This is a genomic window from Pseudomonas mucidolens (genome assembly GCF_900106045.1).
Taxonomy (GTDB): Bacteria; Pseudomonadota; Gammaproteobacteria; order Pseudomonadales; family Pseudomonadaceae; genus Aquipseudomonas; species Aquipseudomonas mucidolens.
Map to the genome: position 1 here is coordinate 2,366,385 of NZ_LT629802.1, position 18,955 is coordinate 2,385,339.

At 60.4% G+C, this 18,955-nt stretch carries 11 protein-coding genes; 6 read left to right on the forward strand and 5 right to left on the reverse strand.

Annotation, left to right across the window (positions count from 1 at the left end; all coding sequences use genetic code 11):
• Positions 1–15: 15 nt before the first annotated feature.
• Entirely contained in the window at positions 16–1,626 is a 1,611-nt protein-coding gene (locus BLU75_RS11020) for an ABC transporter substrate-binding protein (protein ID WP_090221451.1), read from the reverse strand.
• A 72-nt stretch (positions 1,627–1,698) separates the two neighbouring features.
• A complete protein-coding gene (locus BLU75_RS11025; protein WP_084376559.1) occupies positions 1,699–2,853 on the reverse strand; it encodes a mandelate racemase family protein in 1,155 nt (384 codons plus the stop codon).
• A gap of 357 nt (positions 2,854–3,210) precedes the next feature.
• Here BLU75_RS11025 and BLU75_RS11030 point away from each other — a divergent pair, with 357 nt between their 5' ends.
• Both BLU75_RS11030 and BLU75_RS11035 read left to right on the forward strand, forming a co-directional pair.
• Positions 3,211–3,936 (forward strand): oligogalacturonate-specific porin KdgM family protein, encoded by a 726-nt coding sequence (locus tag BLU75_RS11030; protein WP_084376558.1) that lies wholly within the window; start codon positions 3,211–3,213, stop codon positions 3,934–3,936.
• A gap of 90 nt (positions 3,937–4,026) precedes the next feature.
• The gene (locus BLU75_RS11035; protein WP_084376557.1) at positions 4,027–4,842 is read left to right on the forward strand and encodes an NAD-dependent epimerase/dehydratase family protein; all 816 of its coding nucleotides are present in this window, start codon (positions 4,027–4,029) and stop codon (positions 4,840–4,842) included.
• Between the two features lies 1 nt (position 4,843).
• Here the strand turns inward: BLU75_RS11035 and BLU75_RS11040 are convergent, their stop codons facing one another.
• Positions 4,844–5,599: a FadR/GntR family transcriptional regulator gene (locus BLU75_RS11040; RefSeq protein ID WP_084376840.1), complete on the reverse strand. Its 756-nt coding sequence runs from the start codon at positions 5,597–5,599 to the stop codon at positions 4,844–4,846.
• A gap of 687 nt (positions 5,600–6,286) precedes the next feature.
• Between BLU75_RS11040 and mexE the strand changes: the two genes are divergently transcribed.
• The 3 genes from mexE to BLU75_RS11055 are packed head-to-tail and all read left to right on the forward strand — an operon-like array spanning position 6,287 to position 12,138.
• Positions 6,287–7,531 (forward strand): multidrug efflux RND transporter periplasmic adaptor subunit MexE, encoded by a 1,245-nt coding sequence (mexE, locus tag BLU75_RS11045; protein WP_084376556.1) that lies wholly within the window; start codon positions 6,287–6,289, stop codon positions 7,529–7,531.
• Positions 7,532–7,546: 15 nt separating this feature from the next.
• Complete coding sequence (locus tag BLU75_RS11050) at positions 7,547–10,726, forward strand: efflux RND transporter permease subunit (RefSeq protein ID WP_084376555.1); 3,180 nt, start codon at positions 7,547–7,549, stop codon at positions 10,724–10,726.
• Entirely contained in the window at positions 10,723–12,138 is a 1,416-nt protein-coding gene (locus BLU75_RS11055; RefSeq protein WP_084376554.1) for an efflux transporter outer membrane subunit, read from the forward strand. Before BLU75_RS11050 ends, BLU75_RS11055 begins: the two co-directional genes overlap by 4 nt.
• Positions 12,139–12,347: 209 nt before the next feature.
• On the opposite strand, the gene BLU75_RS11060 is transcribed toward BLU75_RS11055, so the two are convergent.
• Positions 12,348–16,751: a hypothetical protein gene (locus BLU75_RS11060; RefSeq protein ID WP_084376553.1), complete on the reverse strand. Its 4,404-nt coding sequence runs from the start codon at positions 16,749–16,751 to the stop codon at positions 12,348–12,350.
• Between the two features lie 96 nt (positions 16,752–16,847).
• Positions 16,848–17,864: an AraC family transcriptional regulator gene (locus BLU75_RS11065; protein WP_084376552.1), complete on the reverse strand. Its 1,017-nt coding sequence runs from the start codon at positions 17,862–17,864 to the stop codon at positions 16,848–16,850.
• Positions 17,865–18,101: 237 nt separating this feature from the next.
• On the opposite strand from BLU75_RS11065, the gene efeU reads away from it, so the two are divergent.
• A complete protein-coding gene (efeU, locus tag BLU75_RS11070) occupies positions 18,102–18,950 on the forward strand; it encodes an iron uptake transporter permease EfeU (RefSeq protein ID WP_084376551.1) in 849 nt (282 codons plus the stop codon).
• Positions 18,951–18,955 lie beyond the last annotated feature (5 nt).

Genomic DNA, 18,955 nt, shown 5'->3' on the forward strand with positions numbered 1-18,955 from the left:
GTTTAGCGGCGGGATTCAGCGCTTCTTGTAGACGTCCTTGTAGCGTGTGGTCGCCGCCGTGTGGCCCTGGAAATCGGCCACATCGCCGTAGACCAGCACCGTATCGGTCATCTGTGAAACCGGCAGGATCGCCCCCACCTGCTGGTCAAGTTGCTCCTGGATCTCGCGGTACTGGGCCAACTGTTTGTTGGCATCGGGCTCGACCTCGGCGCTCTCGATCAATTGATTCAACTCGGGGCTGTAGAACGAGGTACGCCAGCCCTGGAAGTTGCTCAACTTGGCGGCGTCGCGGTTGTCGGGGTTGTACACCAGAGTGCGCAGGCTTGAATGTGGATGGCGCTCCGCCCCGCCACCGCCGCGCCCGACAATGATGTCGAAGTTGCGTTCACGCATCGCGCCGTAGACCTGGTTGCCGGTGCCGGTGATGATGCTCGCCTCGATGCCGGCCTGGGCCAGCGTGGACTGCAAGTTGGAAGCGATATTGATAAACGGCGGCTCGCTCAACACGCGAATGGTGGTCTTGAAGCCATTCGGGTAACCCGCGTCGGCCAACAGTTTTTTCGCCTGCTCAACGTCCAGCCGGTAACCCGGATCCGGCAGGCGCGCGGCCAGGCCCAAGGGCAGCGGTCGTTGATTGATCAAGCCGTAGTGCGGCATCACGGTCTGGTTGATGCCCTGGTAATCGATCAACGAACGCACCGCCTGGCGCACCCGGGCGTCGGCGAACATCGGCTGTTTTACGCTCAAGGCCACGTAGTACAACGTGCCGCGCTGCAAGGTCTGGGTGCGGACCTTCTGGTTGTCTTGCAGGGCTTGGATATCCGGTGCCGACATGCCCTTGGCGATATCCAGGTCACCACGCTCGATCATCAACCGCAACGACTGCGATTCGGTCATGTTGCGCATGACAATTCGCTTGAGCTTGGCCGGACCGCCCCAGTAACCGTCGAAACGGCTCATCAGAATCACATCGTTGGCCCGCCAGTCGTTGAGCACAAAGGCACCGCTGCCAGCGGCATGCGTCACCAACCAGGCGGCGCCCATATCGTTGTTTTTCTGGTGTTCGAGGACTTTCTTGCGGTCGAGGATAAAGGCGCTGGGCGACGTCGCCAGGGTATTGAGTACCAGCAAGGGATCTGTTGGCCGTGGCAGCTCGATGACAAAGGTATTGGCGTCCGTCGCGCGCATGTAGCGCTCAACATTGTCGGCACTGAAGCCGTAGGCTTTCCAGGTCGAGGCCAGCGCCAGATTGAGTTTGAGCACGCGTTGCAGCGACCAGGCCACGTCTTCGGCACTCAAAGGGTTGCCAGACTGGAATTGCACCCCCGAGCGCAGATTGAAGGTCAGGGTCTTGCGGTCATCGCTGACCTGCCAGCGTTCGGCCAGGGCCGGCAGCAGACGATCCGGCTGCTTGACGTCCTGCACCAGCAGCATGTCATAGAGATTGGCATTGACCTCCGACACGTCAAGGCCCGTGGCGGCAGCCGGGTCGAGGGACAACAGGTTGATCATGCTCATGCCGACGATCAGTTGGTCGGCCGGGGTTTTAGCATAGGCAAGCGGTACGCTGCTGACTGCCAGGGTAACCGCAAAGACCTGCGCCCAGAGCGAAGGAAGAATATTCATGGTGAGAGTGCCTTTCTTATATTTATAGGGCTCTCGGACGTCCCGGCATTCACCGGGCCGGCCGCGCTCAGATCAAAAACTGTTGAGGGTATGGGTCTCGATAAAGTCGAAATCGATGTCTTCGCCCAGGCCCGGCAGGTCGGACAAGTGAACGAAACCGTGTTCGTCCATCGGGTCCACCAGACGCTTGAGGTACGCTGGCACCTCGTCGTAATCCAGATACGGATGCAGCAACCCGCGCTCGTACCAGGTGCAGTTCTTGATCGCGCCAACCACCGCCAGGTTGGCGGCGCCGTTGCCATGGATTTCGCAATCCATGCCAAAGGATTCGGCCATGTGCGCGACCTTCAGGCACGGTGCAATCCCGCCAACCCCGGCCACGCCGGCGCGCAGAATATCGCAGACGTCGTGCTTCACCCAGCTGGCCCGACTCAGGTGTTTGCCGGCCAGGGTTTCCGGGCCTAGCACCGGGATATCCAACTGGTTGGCCAACCAGGCATAAGATTCTGCGGACTCTTCCATCATCGGTTCTTCGAACCAGGCGAAGTCCAGCTTCTCCAATTCGCGGCCGATATACAGCGCGTCGGTGCGACTGTACCAATGGTAGCCGTCAAGCATCAGCGCGATATCCGGGCCGACAGCTTCACGGACAGCAGCACAGGCTTTGACATCAATGCGCGGACTAGGCGCGAACGACACCGGCGGCATCCAGGTGTGCAGCTTGATCGCCTTATAGCCCCGCTCGACCAGGGTTTCGGCAAAACGCCCGTAGTCTTCCGGCGTCGCCAGGCCACCCGGCAGTTCATCGCCACACATGGTCGAACCGTACGCCGGAACCTTGTCCCGGAAGCCACCGATCAGCTTGTGCACCGGCACGCCCAACTTGCGTCCGGCCCAGTCCCACAATGCCTGCTCGACCAGCGCCAGCGCGCGATCGGTCAATTGGCTGGCACTGCCGCGCTGCCAGTGCGCCAGGTCATGCCAGATTCTTTCGCTGTCATGGGCGTTCTGCCCCACCAGCACCTTGCGCACAAAACCATCGAGCACATAGGGACGAATCAGTTCTGGGGCGCCGAACGCGAAGCCTTCAGTGCCATCTTCGGTCTGGATGCGCAGCAAAGCCATCTTGGCCTGGGTGATGTCACCCGGATGCGCGTGACCGGCGCTGTCCACTGCGCGGCGGGTCGGATAGGAAAAAACCTGGACGTTGACTGCTGTGATTCTCATGGATGTCTTTAGCCTGTTTATTGGATTTGTGACAGGAGCTTCGGCTGCTGAAAATAATCATATGTCATCGTACAACATTTGAAAAGACACGATTAAAAACCCATAAGCCAGCCATGAAAAACCCACAACCCCCATAAACACAGCACATAAAGAGACAACACCATATTAGCAGTCCGCATTAAAACATAGGCCTTCCATTTGAATATGTGTCAATTTGTTTCAAAATAGCCAAATATCATAGATATGTCGTCTTGTTGTACGATAACGTATTTCTAGCAGGTTAAATGAGAGTCGAACTCAACAACGGCATCGCCACACCCGCTCACGCATCCAACAAAAACAATAAAAGAAGACCTCATGAACAGCACTCTACGTACGCTTGTTACCGTCGCGGCCATTAGCCTGCCCTTCTGCGCCAGCGCCGACTCCGCCAGCATCAACTACCGCCACCAGTTCACCGAGAGCGACAGCATCCATGCCGACCGGGTCAAGCTGAGCTATCGACTGGAGAATGGCTTGGGGTTTGAGGGCGAGCTGAAATACCGCACTGCCGGTGACCGCGAAGATGTCGCTTACGACAACATCATCAACAACGGTCACGAACTCACGGTCAATTACAACTACAAGCTCAGCCCGCAATCGACGCTGACCCCGGCGTTCCAGATGGACAGTTCGAAGGACTCCACCAGCTACAAGTTCGGACTCAAGTACAGCTACAAGATCAACGATGCTTTCTATGTCGCCACCCGCTACCGGCGGGACGCAAAGAAGCTGGATCGCGACCAGATCAACGAAGAGTTGCCGGATCGCGCCAAGGACAACCAGAACACCAATCGCCTTGAGGGATGGCTCGGCTATACGCCGGCCAGCAAGTGGGCATATGAGTATCAGTACATCTACTTCAAGACTGATTACATTCGCTACGACAACAAGAAAAGCGATTACGAGCAGAACCTGACCGTCAAATACAAGCTGACGAAACAGTGGGTGCCGTTCATGGAAATCGGCGATATCAAGGTCAATTCCACCACCGACGACCGCCAGGCCCGCTGGCGTCTTGGGGTCCAGTACAACTTTATGTAAACCTCCCGCCGGCCTGGCAACCGCGCATCGTGCGCCAGGCCGGCGCAGGCTTTCTCACCCTCGAAAATCCGAGCAATGGAAAAAACCACCATGACATCTCCGCAAAAACCTTTTAACCGCATCCTGCTCACCGGTGCCGCCGGCGGCCTGGGGCAAATTCTCAGGGAAACCTTGCAGGCCCACGCCGCGATCGTCCGCTCCTCAGACATCAGCCCCATGACGCCGAGTCGCGGGGCTCATGACGAGGTCATCAACTGCAATTTGGCGGACAAGGCCGGCGTCCACGCCTTGGCCAAAGATGTCGATGTGATTGTCCACCTGGGCGGCATTTCGGTTGAGCGAGCCTTCGAGGAGATCCTCGAGGCGAACATTCGTGGCACCTTTCATGTTTATGAGGCCGCACGCAAGCACGGCATCCGGCGGGTAGTCTTCGCCAGCTCCAACCACGTCACCGGATTCTATTCCCAGGATGTCGAAGTGGACGCACACGCACCGCGCCGGCCAGACGGTTACTACGCGCTATCGAAGTCCTACGGCGAAGACTTGGCGGCCTTTTACTTTCATCGTTACGGCATCGAAACCGTCAGTCTGCGCATCGGCTCCTCATTCCCGCAACCGCACAACCTGCGGATGCTCGCGACCTGGCTGAGCCATGCAGACCTGGGCCGCTTGGTGGAGCGTGCACTGTTGGCCAGTGATGTCGGTCACAGCGTGATCTATGGGGTGTCCGCCAATCGTGACCGGTGGTGGAACAACCGCCATGCCGAGCACTTGGGGTTTGTCGCGCAAGACAGTTCAGAAGCCTTTCGTGCGCAGATCGAAAGCCAGCCTAGACCGGCGGCAGATGCTCCGGACAGCTTGTTTCAAGGCGGAGCCTTTACCGCTGCCGGGCCGTTTGGCGACTGAATCAGGCGTCCTTCGCCGCTTCGTCCACCGCCTCATAAGCGCGTCGCATACGTTCACGACTATTCGACAAATGCAGGCGCATGGCGGCACGGGCGGCGTCGGCATCACGTCGGGCGATGGCCTGGTAGATACCCTCGTGCTCGCGGCTCAAGCGCTCCAGATAAGGCTCTTTTTTGTCATTCACCAAGCGAGTCGAATGCACCCGGGTGCGCGGAATGATGCTGACCCCAAGGTGCAACATGATGTCGGTGAAGTAGCGATTGCCGGTGGCCAGGGCGATCTGCTGGTGGAACCGGAAGTCCGAGGCCACGGCATAATCGACGCTGACCACCCTGGAGTTAAGGGCGTCCAGCGAATCGCGCATCACCTGCAACTGCTCATCCGTTCGACGTGCGCAGGCCAGGCCCGCCGCCTCCACTTCCAGGCTGATGCGCAACTCGAGAACCGCCAGTACATCGCCCAGGGTCACAATACTCCCAGGGTCGATCCGAAAGCCGCTTGGCCCGGGCACGTCACGCACGAAGGTGCCGACGCCATGCCGGGTTTCCACCAGCCCGGCCGCCTGCAAACGTGAAATCGCCTCACGCACCACCGTGCGACTGACACCGTGTTCCTCCATGACTTCGGACTCGGTTGGCATCTTGGTGGCGCACGCCAGTTCGCCGTCATGAATACGTCGAGACAGCTCGGTGACCAACTCCTCAGTCAGGCTACGATGCTTGTGGCGAACGCGGGGGTGGACGTTGTGATGGTCCATCAGAGCGGTTATCTCGGTGTGGCGGATGAACCGCAATCATAGCTCAAGTAGTTGTACGACAACATTGTTTCGATCAGGCCTCGGAAGGCAGAGAAGGATCGGCCGCGCTGGGCTCGAGCCGTGCAGGTATGCGCAGTGGTGACTGCCCACGTGCCCACGCGGCGGCCTTGTTCCAGTGATGCACCGGACTTTTACTGGAAATATCCAGCGCCGTTTTCAACTTCGGATGGTCGCCCAAGGTTGTCTGGCCACGCAGTCGAGTGGAGTTCAGCAGGTGATCTTGTCACCCAGGCCAATGAAATACCTTTATTTATCCGTGTTTCTCTCCAGTTCGCCAACAGAGCACTGGAAATAAGACGACAAACGCGACCCGCTCTCAAGCCCACAGCCAGGCTCGTCAGCGACGCATAGGAAGCGTCCTCAGCGACAGAAATCTATGTCCTACAGAGCGTCTTAATCTGTACTGGATTCCGGACAGATATGATGAGCGAATCACACCGTAGCGCTTGCGACAGTCGTTTATCATCAATCACATTGATAGCACCCTAACGAAACCCCCATTCCAGGGGGCTTGGCGGGCGCTTATATCATTCCGAATGATAGTTATCTTTGGTTCATTCGATTCGTGAGAGCGCACGTCACCGAGCATGATCCGCCCCATCTCAAATATATTGGCGGATGCACCTCATGGAACAATCACTCAAACATTTACGCTATCCACTGGCCATTTTGGCGGTGATGGTGATGAGCGCGTGCGGCAAGGCCCCGGAACAAGCGGCGGCGATGCCAGCCAGTAAAGTCAGCGTCGCCAAGGTGCTGGAACAACCGGTCAATGAATGGGACGAGCTCACCGGCCGCCTGGAGGCCCCGGAAACCGTACAGATTCGCCCGCGCGTGTCCGGCCAGATCGATAAAGTGGCCTTCACCGAAGGCGCGCTGGTCAAGAAAGGCGACCTGCTGTTCCAGATCGACCCGCGCCCGTTCCAGGCCGAAGTGCGTCGCCTCGAAGCCCAGTTGGCACAGACCAGGGCCGCCGCTTCGCGCAGTGAAAACGAAGCCAAGCGCGGCGAACGCCTGCGCCAGAGCAACGCCATCTCCGCCGAATTGGCCGACTCGCGCACCACCGCCGCCCAGGAAGCCCGCGCGGCTGTCGCCGGGATCCAGGCGCAGTTGGACCTGGCCAAGCTGAACCTGAGCTTCACCCGCGTCACCGCGCCGATCAGCGGCCGCGTCAGCCGTGCCGATATCACCGCCGGCAACCTGGTGACTGCTGATGTCACCGAACTGACCAGCGTGGTCTCCACCGACAAGGTCTATGCCTACTTCGACGCCGACGAGCGCGTGTACCTCAAGTACAGCGAACTGGCCCGCCAGGGTCGCCGTGGCGCCACCACTCCGGTGTACCTGGGCCTGTCCAACGAAACCGGCAACCCGCACCTGGGCCAGATGGACTTTGTCGACAACCAGGTCAACCCGGCGACCGGCACCATCCGTGGACGCGCGGTGTTCGACAACACCGACGGACGCTTCACGCCGGGCCTGTATGCACGCCTGAAACTGGTGGGCAGCGGCACCTATTCCGCGGTGCTGATCAACGATGAAGCCGTCGGTACCGACCTGGGCAAGAAGTTTGTATTGGTCATGGACGGCGACAACAAGGCTGAGTACCGCGCCGTCGAGCTGGGCCCGAAGATCGAAGGCTTGCGCATCGTGCGCAGCGGGCTTGACAAGAACGACACGGTTGTCGTCAAGGGGCTGCAACGGGTGCGTCCGGGATCATCGGTGGCGCCTGAGACCATCCCGATGGCCAGCAAGGAAACTCTCGCGGCCTTGGCACAACAACGACGAGCACTTGAGGCCAGCAACCTGGAGCAAGTGACGCCGGAAAAAACCGCCTCCAAGCTCGTCAGCACTGCGACTCCGCGCGGTTAAGGGACTACACACAAGATGAATTTTTCCAAGTTCTTCATTTCCCGGCCGATCTTCGCAGCGGTGCTTTCGCTGTTGATCCTGATCGCCGGCGCGATTTCACTGTTCCAGTTGCCGATCAGTGAATACCCGGAAGTCGTGCCGCCGACCGTGGTGGTACGCGCCAACTTCCCCGGCGCCAACCCGAAGGTCATCGGCGAGACCGTGGCCGCGCCACTGGAACAAGCCATCACCGGCGTCGAGAACATGCTCTACATGTCCTCGCAGTCGACGGCCGACGGCAAGATCACTCTGACCATCACCTTCGCCCTGGGTACCGACCTGGATAACGCCCAGGTCCAGGTGCAGAACCGCGTGACGCGTACCCAGCCCAAGCTGCCGGAAGAAGTGACGCGGATCGGCATCACCGTGGACAAGGCCTCTCCGGACTTGACCATGGTGGTGCACTTGACCTCGCCGGATCAGCGCTACGACATGCTGTACCTGTCCAACTACGCCATCCTCAACATCAAGGATGAGTTGGCGCGCCTGGGCGGTGTCGGGGATGTGCAATTGTTCGGCATGGGCGATTACTCGCTGCGGGTCTGGCTGGACCCGAACAAGACCGCTTCACGCAACCTGACCGCCACCGACGTGGTCACTGCGATCCGTGAGCAAAACCGTCAGGTGGCCGCCGGTGCCCTGGGTGCGCCACCCGCGCCGAGCGCCACCAGCTTCCAGTTGTCGGTCAACACCCAAGGCCGCCTGGTCACCGAGGAAGAGTTCGAGAACATCATTATTCGCGCTGGCGATAACGGTGAAATCACCCGCCTCAAGGACATCGCACGGATCGAACTGGGCTCCAGCCAATACGCCCTGCGTTCGTTGCTGAATAACCAGCCGGCGGTGGCCATTCCGATTTTCCAGCGGCCTGGCTCCAATGCCATCGAGATCTCCAACGAGGTCCGCGACAAGATGGCCGAGTTGAAGAAAAGCTTCCCCGAAGGCATGGACTTCAGCATCGTCTATGACCCGACGATCTTTGTGCGCGGCTCCATCGAGGCCGTGGTGCATACGCTGTTCGAAGCGTTGATCCTGGTGGTACTGGTGGTGATCCTGTTCCTGCAAACCTGGCGCGCCTCGATCATTCCGTTGGTGGCGGTCCCGGTATCGTTGATCGGCACCTTCGCAGTGATGCACTTGTTCGGGTTCTCGCTGAACGCGTTGTCGCTGTTCGGCCTGGTACTGGCCATCGGTATCGTGGTGGACGATGCCATCGTGGTGGTGGAAAACGTCGAGCGCAATATCGAGCTGGGCCTGGAACCGTTCCCGGCCACCGAAAAGGCCATGAGCGAAGTGACCGGCCCGATCATCGCCACGGCGCTGGTGCTGTGTGCGGTGTTTATCCCAGCCGCGTTTATCAGCGGCCTGACCGGGCAATTCTACAAACAGTTCGCCTTGACCATTGCGATTTCCACGGTGATCTCGGCCTTCAACTCGCTGACCTTGTCGCCAGCCCTGGCCGCCGTGCTGCTGCGCAGCCATGACGCGCCGAAGGACCGTTTCTCCAAGGTGCTCGACAAGCTGTTCGGAGCCTGGTTGTTCCGTCCATTCAACCGTTTTTTCGAACGCGCCAGTGGTGGCTACGTCAGTACCGTGCGGCGGGTAATTCGCGGCAGCGGCATTGCGTTGTTCCTGTACGCCGGCTTGATGGTGCTGACCTGGTTCGGTTTTGCCCATACTCCGACCGGTTTCGTCCCGGCCCAGGACAAACAATACCTGGTGGCCTTTGCCCAACTGCCGGACGCCGCCAGCCTGGACCGCACCGAGGACGTGATCAAACGCATGTCCGACATCGCCTTGAAACAGCCAGGCGTGGACAGCGCCGTGGCCTTCCCCGGCCTGTCGATCAATGGCTTTACCAACAGCCCCAACAGCGGCATCGTCTTCGTGACCTTGAAGCCGTTCGATGAGCGCAAGGATCCGAGCCTGTCCGCAGGTGCAATTGCCGGTGCCTTGAACGGCAAGTACGCCGATATCCAGGAAGCCTACATGGCGATCTTCCCGCCGCCGCCGGTACAGGGCCTGGGCACCATCGGCGGGTTCCGTCTGCAAGTCGAAGACCGTGGCAACCTGGGCTACGAGGAGCTGTACAAAGAAGTGCAGAACGTCATCACCAAGAGCCATGACGTGCCGGAGCTGTTTGGTCTGTTCACCAGCTACACGGTCAATGTGCCGCAGGTTGATGCCGCTATCGACCGCGACAAGGCCAAGACCCACGGCGTGGCAATCAGTGACATTTTCGACACGCTGCAGATCTACCTGGGCTCGTTGTATGCCAACGACTTCAACCGTTTCGGTCGCACCTATCAGGTCAACGTGCAGGCAGAGCAGCAGTTCCGTCTCGACGAAGACCAGATCGGCCAATTGAAAGTGCGCAACAACAAAGGCGAGATGATCCCGTTGGCGACCTTCATCAAGGTCAGCGATACCTCGGGGCCGGATCGCGTGATGCACTACAACGGCTTTATCACCGCTGAAATCAACGGCAACGCGGCACCGGGCTACAGCTCCGGCCAAGCCGAGGCGGCGATTGAAAAACTGTTGAAAGAGGAGCTGCCCAACGGCATGACCTACGAGTGGACCGACCTGACCTATCAGCAGATCCTCTCGGGCAATACCGCGCTGTTCGTGTTCCCGCTCTGTGTATTGCTGGCGTTCCTGGTACTGGCCGCCCAATACGAAAGTTGGAGCCTGCCGTTGGCGGTGATCCTGATCGTACCGATGACCTTGCTGTCGGCGATCACCGGGGTGATTCTGTCCGGCGGCGACAACAACATCTTCACCCAGATCGGCTTGATCGTACTGGTGGGGCTTGCCTGTAAGAACGCGATCCTGATCGTCGAGTTTGCCAAGGATAAACAGCAGGAAGGTCTCGATCCGCTGGCAGCGGTGCTGGAAGCCTGCCGCCTGCGTCTGCGGCCGATCCTGATGACCTCGTTCGCGTTCATCATGGGTGTCGTGCCTTTGGTCTTCTCCAGCGGCGCCGGTGCCGAGATGCGGCATGCGATGGGTGTGGCAGTGTTCTCCGGGATGATCGGGGTGACCTTCTTCGGGCTACTGCTGACCCCCGTGTTCTACGTACTGATCCGTCGTTATGTCGAGCGCGGCGAAGCGCGCAAAGCGGCCAAGGCCCTGAAGCTGGAGACACAGCAATGAGTGTGAAAGTCTTTCTCCCGAGCCTGTTGGTACTGGCGCTGAGCGCTTGTGCCGTGGGCCCGGACTACCAGGCCCAAACCCCGGAGGCGGCTAATATTACGGCCGCCGCCGACGCCAAACAGTACGACCACGCAAAATTTGAAGGCATCTGGTGGCAGCAGTTCGAGGACCCGACGCTCAACCAGTTAGTGACTCAGTCACTGCAAGGCAACCGGGACTTACGGGTCGCCTTTGCTCGGCTGCGGGCCGCGCGAGCGATTCGCGATGACGCCAGCAATGACGCCATGCCGACCATTACCAGCCGCGCCAGCAGTGATTTGGCCAAGGGACAAATCCCCGGCCAGACCACCCGCCGGGTCAACAGCGAACGCTACGACCTGGGCCTGGACATGGCCTGGGAGCTGGACCTGTTCGGGCGTATTCAGCGCAACCTTGAGGCCAGCGACGCCGACCAACAGGCCGCCGAAGCCGACCTCTATCAATTGCAAGTCACAATGATTGCCGAATTGGTGGATGCCTACGGCCAACTGCGGGGCGCGCAACTGCGGGAAAAAATCGCCCTGGCCAACCTGAAAAACCAGCAGGACTCGCGCACCATTACCGAAAGCCTGCGCGATGCCGGTGTCGGTGATCAGCTCGACGTGGTGCGCGCCGACGCACGCCTCGCCGCAGTCGAGGCGAGTGTGCCGCAGTTGCAAGCCGAGCAAGTGCGCGAGCGCAACCGCATCGCCACCCTCCTCGGCCAGCGCCCGGACAAGCTGAGCGTGGACCTGAGCCCGGCGAACCTGCCGGCGATTGCCAAGGCGTTGCCGATTGGGGATCCGGGACAATTGCTGCAACGACGCCCGGACATTCTCAGCGCCGAACGCAAACTGGCCGCCGCCACCGCACGCATCGGCGTGGCCAAGGCCGACCTGTTTCCTCGGGTCAGCCTCAGCGGCTTCCTCGGCTTTACCGCCGGACGCGGTTCGCAGATCGGCTCATCCGCCGCTAGCGCCTGGGCGCTGGGCCCGAGCATTACCTGGGCCGCCTTCGACCTGGGCAGCGTGCGGGCACGCCTGCGCGGCGCGGATGCCGAGGCCGATGGCGCATTGGCAACGTATGAGCAGCAAGTGTTGCTGGCGCTGGAAGAATCGGAAAACGCTTTCAGCGACTACAGCAAACGTCAACAGCGCTTGATCTCGCTGATTCGTCAGAGCGAGTCGAGTCGCGCCGCTGCCGACCTGGCGCAGATTCGCTACCGCGAAGGCACCGTGGATTTCCTGGTACTGCTGGACGCCCAACGCGAACGCCTGGCCGCCGAAGACACCCAGGCCCAGGCCGAAGTCGATCTGTATCGCGGCATCGTCGCGATCTACAAGGCGCTGGGTGGTGGCTGGCAGCCGGATACGGTGGTCGCCAGCAGCAAGTGAGGTAAAAGAGCTCCTTTGGTTGGTCGCATCCAGCCAATCTTTAGCCCCGTGGTCCATTCGGTCACGGGGCTTTTTTTGTCTGCGCCGATTTGCAGCAAAGTAGAGCCCGCTCCCACACAAGCCCGTCCCGCACATGGGCTGTTGTGTCAGACACCCATCACCGCTGCAACAAAAAGCCTCCGTTCAATCTGATTGAACGGGGGTTTTTCTTAGCTCAATTGGGTGTACCAGCTGGGCGCGTGGAGAATTTTTGCGTCCTCGATAAAGGTCGTCGGGCTTTGCACCGGAGGCTGCGGGTTGAACGCCTGCTCCGCCCTTTGACTGCTGGAAAAGTCCTTGTATTTGATCAGCTTGCGGGTGGTGGCCGAGCGGTACAGATCGGCCCAGGCGGCCTCCGGCAAGATCAACGGTTTGTCGAGCGCGGGCATGCCTTTGTTGGCGAACTGGGTGGCCGTCAGATCGAACACATAGGGTTTGCCTTGCTTGGACCCGACGACCACAAAATGGTTGAGCCACTTTTCCTCGGCCATGTTGTTGAACATAAAGATGCCGCGGTATTTGATATCAGTCATCCCCTGCGCTTTCATGAACCGGGCCACGGGTTCCATCAGCGATGCGCATTTCCCCGCCGGCGCAGCGATGGCGGCCGCGATCGCTCGATCACGTTGCAAGAGCGCCAGATAGTCCTGCATCTCGGCGGGCAAGCGGTAGGATGGATGCGCCTCGATCACTCTCACCGGCTCAGTCCGCAACCTGGGTGTAGGGATTTTGCGCTTGGGCAGATCACTGCTTCTGAACACCGCGATTCTCGAGCGTTGGGCGCGCCCGCCGATGGCGTTGATGAGCGGGGCGACACCCGGTGTTGCGGGGTGCTGCAAACCCAGCAGCAACTTCTCCCCCTCGGCAGTCAACGCCTTGAAGGCCGTGCCGTCCTCGCGCAATCGCGCCAGGGCGTACAGCGCGCGCGCCGTGCGCCCATTGCCATCGCCATACGGGTGATAACGGTTGATCGTGGCAAACAGACGATCGGCGTTCGCCGACTGCGCCGAACCGCGAATGATTTTCTCGAATCCCGCGCGCGCCACATCCGAGCCCATATGTACCGGGTCGCTGCTGGAACGGAAGAACCGCGGCAGTTGTCCGCCCGGGGCTTGATACAGGGCGGCATGCACCGCATCGATCACCTTGGGATCATTGATGTCGGCATGGCGAAACTGTCGCAACACCCGCTCCACCTGCGCGCTCGTCAGGGTATTACTGGTGCTGCGGCCGACTATCCATTCGGCCGCTGCCGCTGCGGGGTCGCCGGACATCACTTGCCGTGGCACCACAGGTGGGGTTTTGAACAACGTCTCTACCTGCCTGTTGACCTCTCTGAGCCGGCGCAGGTCGGAGGCCAGGCGTCGCTGGCCGTTGAACCGCTCGAAGGCAAATCGGCCCCAGGAAAAACGCGTCTTGGACTGCCCCAGACCATCGAGCAGCAGGTTGTTGCGAATCGCCTGATTGAGCGTGCGCTCGTCGACCAACCCCGCCAGCGCGCGTGCATCCGCGGTGCCGGCTAACACCTTGGTCAACTGCTGGGTTTTACCGGCATCGTTGAGCTGCGCCCAGCGCAGTTGCGTGGAGATTTTCGCCGCCGTCCGGCCCGCCTGGTATTTGAGCCAGTGATAGCGCTGCAAGAGCGGCTTGATATGGGCAACCGTGCGATAACCGCCGCGGGCGAGCATGGCAGGCCTGAACGCCGGGCCCGCCGCCAGCAGAAAGGCCGAGAGCACCACCTGCTTGGTGTAGTCGGAGGCTTGCTGCTGGTAGCGCGCAGCCTCGTCAGGACGATCGGAAATGGCCGCCTGGGCATGGCTGACGCCCATCCCCGCGGCGCCTAACACGCCGCCCAGCATTACCCCGCCCGTGCCGCCCATGCCCACGGCCCCGACCGTGGCATAGAGTTGCAAGATCGCCTTGCAGACGTCGAGCAAATCCAGGCTGCGGCGTTCGCCGTCGGTAAACACCAGCTTGTCGATGTCGGACTTCAGGCGCTGCATGAACCCGTCGAACAGTTGCTCGCTGAGATCGCGCATATCTTCACGCGGCTCAAAGGCCAGCGGCAGGAAGGAAAGCTTGCCGCCGTTCTCGGGAATGCCCAGGTGCGCCTGTTTGTGGTATCCCTCCTTTTTCACGGCAAATGCGTTGGCGTCAGCGGCGTACTTGAACTGCTCGAAAACCGGCAGCTTTTGCATGACCCATTGACGAAACTCCGGGCTGTCTGGGTACACCGGCACCGGTTGCCATTTCCTCTGGCCGTAGTGCACATACACTTCGTTTTTGGTCTCGATATGAAAGTACTGCTCGTCGTCGACGCTGAACAGCAGGCCGCCCTGCTCTTGCGGGATCAGTACCACTCCGTTGAGCCTGACGCCGTGAAAGGTCACCTCGGCGGCCTGGTGTTTGCCGAGCATGAAATCGGTGACATTGCCGTAGAACGCCGAATCCGCAGGGTGGCGGTTCAGGTATTCGAGGCAACGTTGCTGGATCTGACCCTGATACAACTGGCTCACCCGCTGTTTGTTGCGCGGGTCGGCTCGGTACTCAGCCAGGCTTTTCTCCAGTTTGCCAGCCAGATCCTGTGCCCGTAGCGCGTCGATCAGCCGCTGATGCTCGTAGGAAACCGCTGTGTAACGCACGTCCAGCGGGCCGCGTTTGGCGCGAATGTCATGCCAGAAGGTGCCCGTGACGACTTCTCGCAGGGCGAAAGTCTGATACTGGATCTGCGGCGCCCGGATCTGCAGGTTAGGGTTGGCAGGTAATATTTCGCGGTATCCGACTCGGATCGGGGTATCCGAGGTGCAGTGCTTGGCGGTGCCGGTGGCGTTCTGAAAAGCCTGGATGCCTTGCGCGATATGCTGCTCGATAAACACGCTGGGTTGCAGGATCGGTTTGTAGGTGCTCATCCACTCCGTGAGCAACGGCTCGATCTGCGCCTCGGTATGGGCCGCCAGTTTCGCCGCCAGGCGCTCGGCAGTGTGCTCCTCGGCGCGTACACGTGCGGCCAGCGCCTTGAGCACTTGCTCCGCGAGTAGATCATCCGCTACAGAAATCGGAACGAGCGCGTATCGGCGAAACTCGGAACCTAACGTCGAACAACCGTCCGCACTCGGTGCATGCAGCCAGACGAGCACTTTTTGCACCTCGACAGACGACGGCGTCTCGCGCTCGGCATCACGCCGACGCCGCGTCGGCGTGGTCGCGGAGTCGTCCACCAGCACCGCCAGGGCATCATAGAACGTCTCATGCGGATGCCCCGGCCATGGCGCGTCCAGCGCGCGCTCGACCCGCACTTGCAACTGCTCGCTGGTCAATTGCGATGGGACCTCGGGCTGTTTGGCAAACGGAACGATCAAGCCGTCGTCGGCGGGCAGGCACCAACTGCTGTAGACAGTGCTGATGGCACCGTACGCGGCAAGCGCGCCCACAGTCAGCAGCGGATGTTGCTCAACCGCGTTGCCTACCCGTTGCGCCGCCAACGCGCCTGTCAGCACCAGCCACGTGCGCAGGGCCCCAGCCATCGATTGCAGCTGCTCGGTCAGCGCCGGGTTCGCGATGCTTTCGGTGGTCGGGCGATACACCTCATTGCCCAGCGCCTGTAGGCCGGCAGACTCGACGTGACGTCCCTGGCCGACCATGTCTTGCAACAGCACCACCACTTCCTCCAGCTCCACGCCCTCGGCACCCGGCAGGCTCAGCGCGCGGTCGATGCGCCGCAGCAATTCCCGGGCGTCGGCGCTGAACTGTTGAAGCCAGGTGGGACCCGCCGTGGTGGGCGCGGTTGGCGCCGGCGCGTCGACGACCTGTGCGTCCCAGGCCGCCCTGGCCCGTTGTTGGTCCTCGGCGAACATCTTCGACTGGTTTTCATATAAGCGGCTGGGGCGGCTGGCCGTTTCCCCGCTGTAGAGATCCTGTGCCGCCTGCACGGCGTCGCGGATGCCCTGACCTGCTTGCTCAATCCCCAGATAGGTACCCAGGTTGAACAGCGGCATCAAAGGCGCGGCGTCTTGCGCAAAGTCCCTGCCGACGGTGATCGCCAAGCCGAATTTTGCCGCCTCATAACGCTCCTTGAAGCGCTCGACCTGAGGCTTGAGTGCAGCCGCAAGGGCCGCCGGAAGCGCTTCGAGCGCCTGCTCCGCCGCCGTCAATTGATCGCCCATCTGCGCCAAGGCTTCTGCCCTGGCCAGTGGAAGGTATCGCTGATTCAGTTGCGCTAACCGCTCTTCGGCCGCCCATGCCTGTTGCATGGAGCGGTTGGGAACATGTCCTGGCCGATGCCCGGAGCCGGCCATCCGGACCCGCATCAACAGGTCCTTGAGCTTTTGCGTGTTGCTCAGTGGATGTTGGCGTACATCTTCATAATCGGCGTGCAGTTGATGGCGTTGCAGGGCGTCCGAGGTGTGCTTGATGTCTTGGCGCAATTGCTCCAGCTCAGCATGACCGGCGAGTTGTTGTGCGCTGTTGCGTACGGTCACCACCTCTTCACCGATGCTGCTCAAGCGACGCGGCGCGAGATTGCCTGAGGGGCGATACCCGTTCAAGGAATCAGCGTGAAGGCGATTCAATGGCATGTTCGGCACTCTTTAACTCGGAAAAAGTGCCTCCAGCTTATGGATTACATTATCGCCACCTATAGGATGTTTCCGGTGCGACAGCCGACTTTGCCGTTAACTGAGGTCATTGAGAATCAGGCTGCGGTAATGGCCAGGATTGGAGCCTGACCATTTGCGAAACGCCTTATAGAACGAACTCACATCGGCAAACCCCAACCGGCTGGCGATATCGGCAAAGCTGATCTCGGCCTCGGCCAGCCAGACAATCGCCAGTTCCTTGCGCACGCTGTCCTTGAGTCCCTGATAAGTCTGGCCCTCCTCGGCCAGGCGGCGGCGCAAGGTGGAAGCGGACATGCACAAGCGGTTAGCCAGGCTCTCGGTTTCGGGCCAGGTGTCGGCGGGCATCTGGCGCAAGTCTTTCTTGATGCGGGTGGCCAAGCTGTCGGGGTCACGGTATTTGACCAGGATATTGGCCGGTGCATGGGCCAGGAAGCGCTTGAGTTCTTCAGGACTGCGCTTGATCGGCAGATCAAGACAATCGGCAGAGAAAATCATCCGCGTGCGTGGCCGATCAAAGCGCAGGTTGTCGGAAAACATCACCTGGTAGTCATCACAAAACGCCGGTTGCGGGCAACGCAATTCAATCGCCAGGATCGGAATGCGTCGGCCTGCCAACCAGCAAGCGACGCCATGGACGATCATCCAGTAGCAAAAATAAGTAAATGCGCGCCGGGGGTCGGTTTCCGGTTCCAGCAGTACAATTTCCGCCAGGCTCTGCTGGCGCACCAGCTGGGCCGGCATGTGTTCCAACATCAACGATAGAAACTCCAGTCCGGTTTCAAGGGCCGCCGCCAGGGTCGGCTGGGCCATCGAGGCGCGGCAGAGAAATGCCAGGCTGCCGGACTTGAGCCTGCGCGGGTCCATGCCGAAGAACTCATCATCACTGCGTCGTGCCAGCAAGCGCCACAGCCGTGCATAAGCCATGGCCGGAACCCGTGCCATGGGTTGTTCCAACAGCGCCGGGGCAATACCCACCTTGCTCAACGCTTCCTGGGTCGCCGCACCCGGCGCGCAGCTCTGCAACAGGGCTTCACGTACCAGGTGAATGGAGATGGTGTCTTTTACCGACATTGGCGAAGGCTCAATTTTGTTGTCATGTGTAAGTCGACCATTGTAGGAGCGAGCCTGCTTGCGAAGGAAGCCAGCGATAACGCGGCCAGCTGCGGTGTATTGGTTTTCTTCGCGAGCACCCTGCGATGCAGATGGATTCCGTTCAGCCGCCGTTCAGCAAACGCCAATAAATGTCATTTAGGAATAAGTATCATTATGTTACAACTTAGCACCCTATCTAATTAGCTGCGGTGTCGAATGCTCGTTCCATTTCTAATCATGCTGCGCGAAGGGATTGAAGCGGCGCTGATCGTTGGCATCATTGCCAGCTACCTGCAACAGACCGGACGCGGCCAGTGGATGCCGGCGGTCTGGATCGGGGTGTTTCTCGCCGCCGCCCTGGCGTTGCTGGTGGGTGGCGGCCTGGAACTTGTCAGCGCCGAGTTCCCGCAAAAACAGCAAGAGCTGTTCGAAGGCATCGTCGGCCTGGTGGCCGTGGGCATTCTCAGCTCCATGGTGTTCTGGATGCGCAAGGTGGCGCGGTCCATCAAGCATTCCCTGCACCAATCTCTCGATCACGCGCTGACCGGCTCCAGGCATCAGGTCATCGCGCTGATCGCCATGGTGTTTTTCGCCGTGGCTCGGGAAGGCCTGGAGACCGTGTTCTTCCTGCTCGCGGTATTCCAGCAAAGCGACGGTCTGGGCGCGCCCGTAGGCGCTCTGCTCGGGTTGATCCTGGCGATCATCGTCGGGTTCCTGATCTATAGCGGCAGCATGCGCCTGAACCTCGGTGCGTTTTTTCGCTGGACCGGTCTGTTCATTCTCGTGGTGGCCGCCGGCATCCTCGCCAACTCGGTACAGGCCCTGCACGAAGCGGGAGTCTGGAACCACTGGCAAACCGTGTTGTTCGATTTCAGCGCCACGCTGCCCATGGATGGGTCGCTGGGTTCGGTACTGGCGGGGATGTTCGGTTATCAGGATGCGCCGACGGCCAGCACCCTGGGCGCCTATCTGATCTACCTGGTGATCGCCCTGGTGATGTTCTTTCTTCCAGCGGCTCCCATCACCTGCGCGCCGCGCCCTTCTTCTTCCGTTGCCAACCCGTAAGGAAC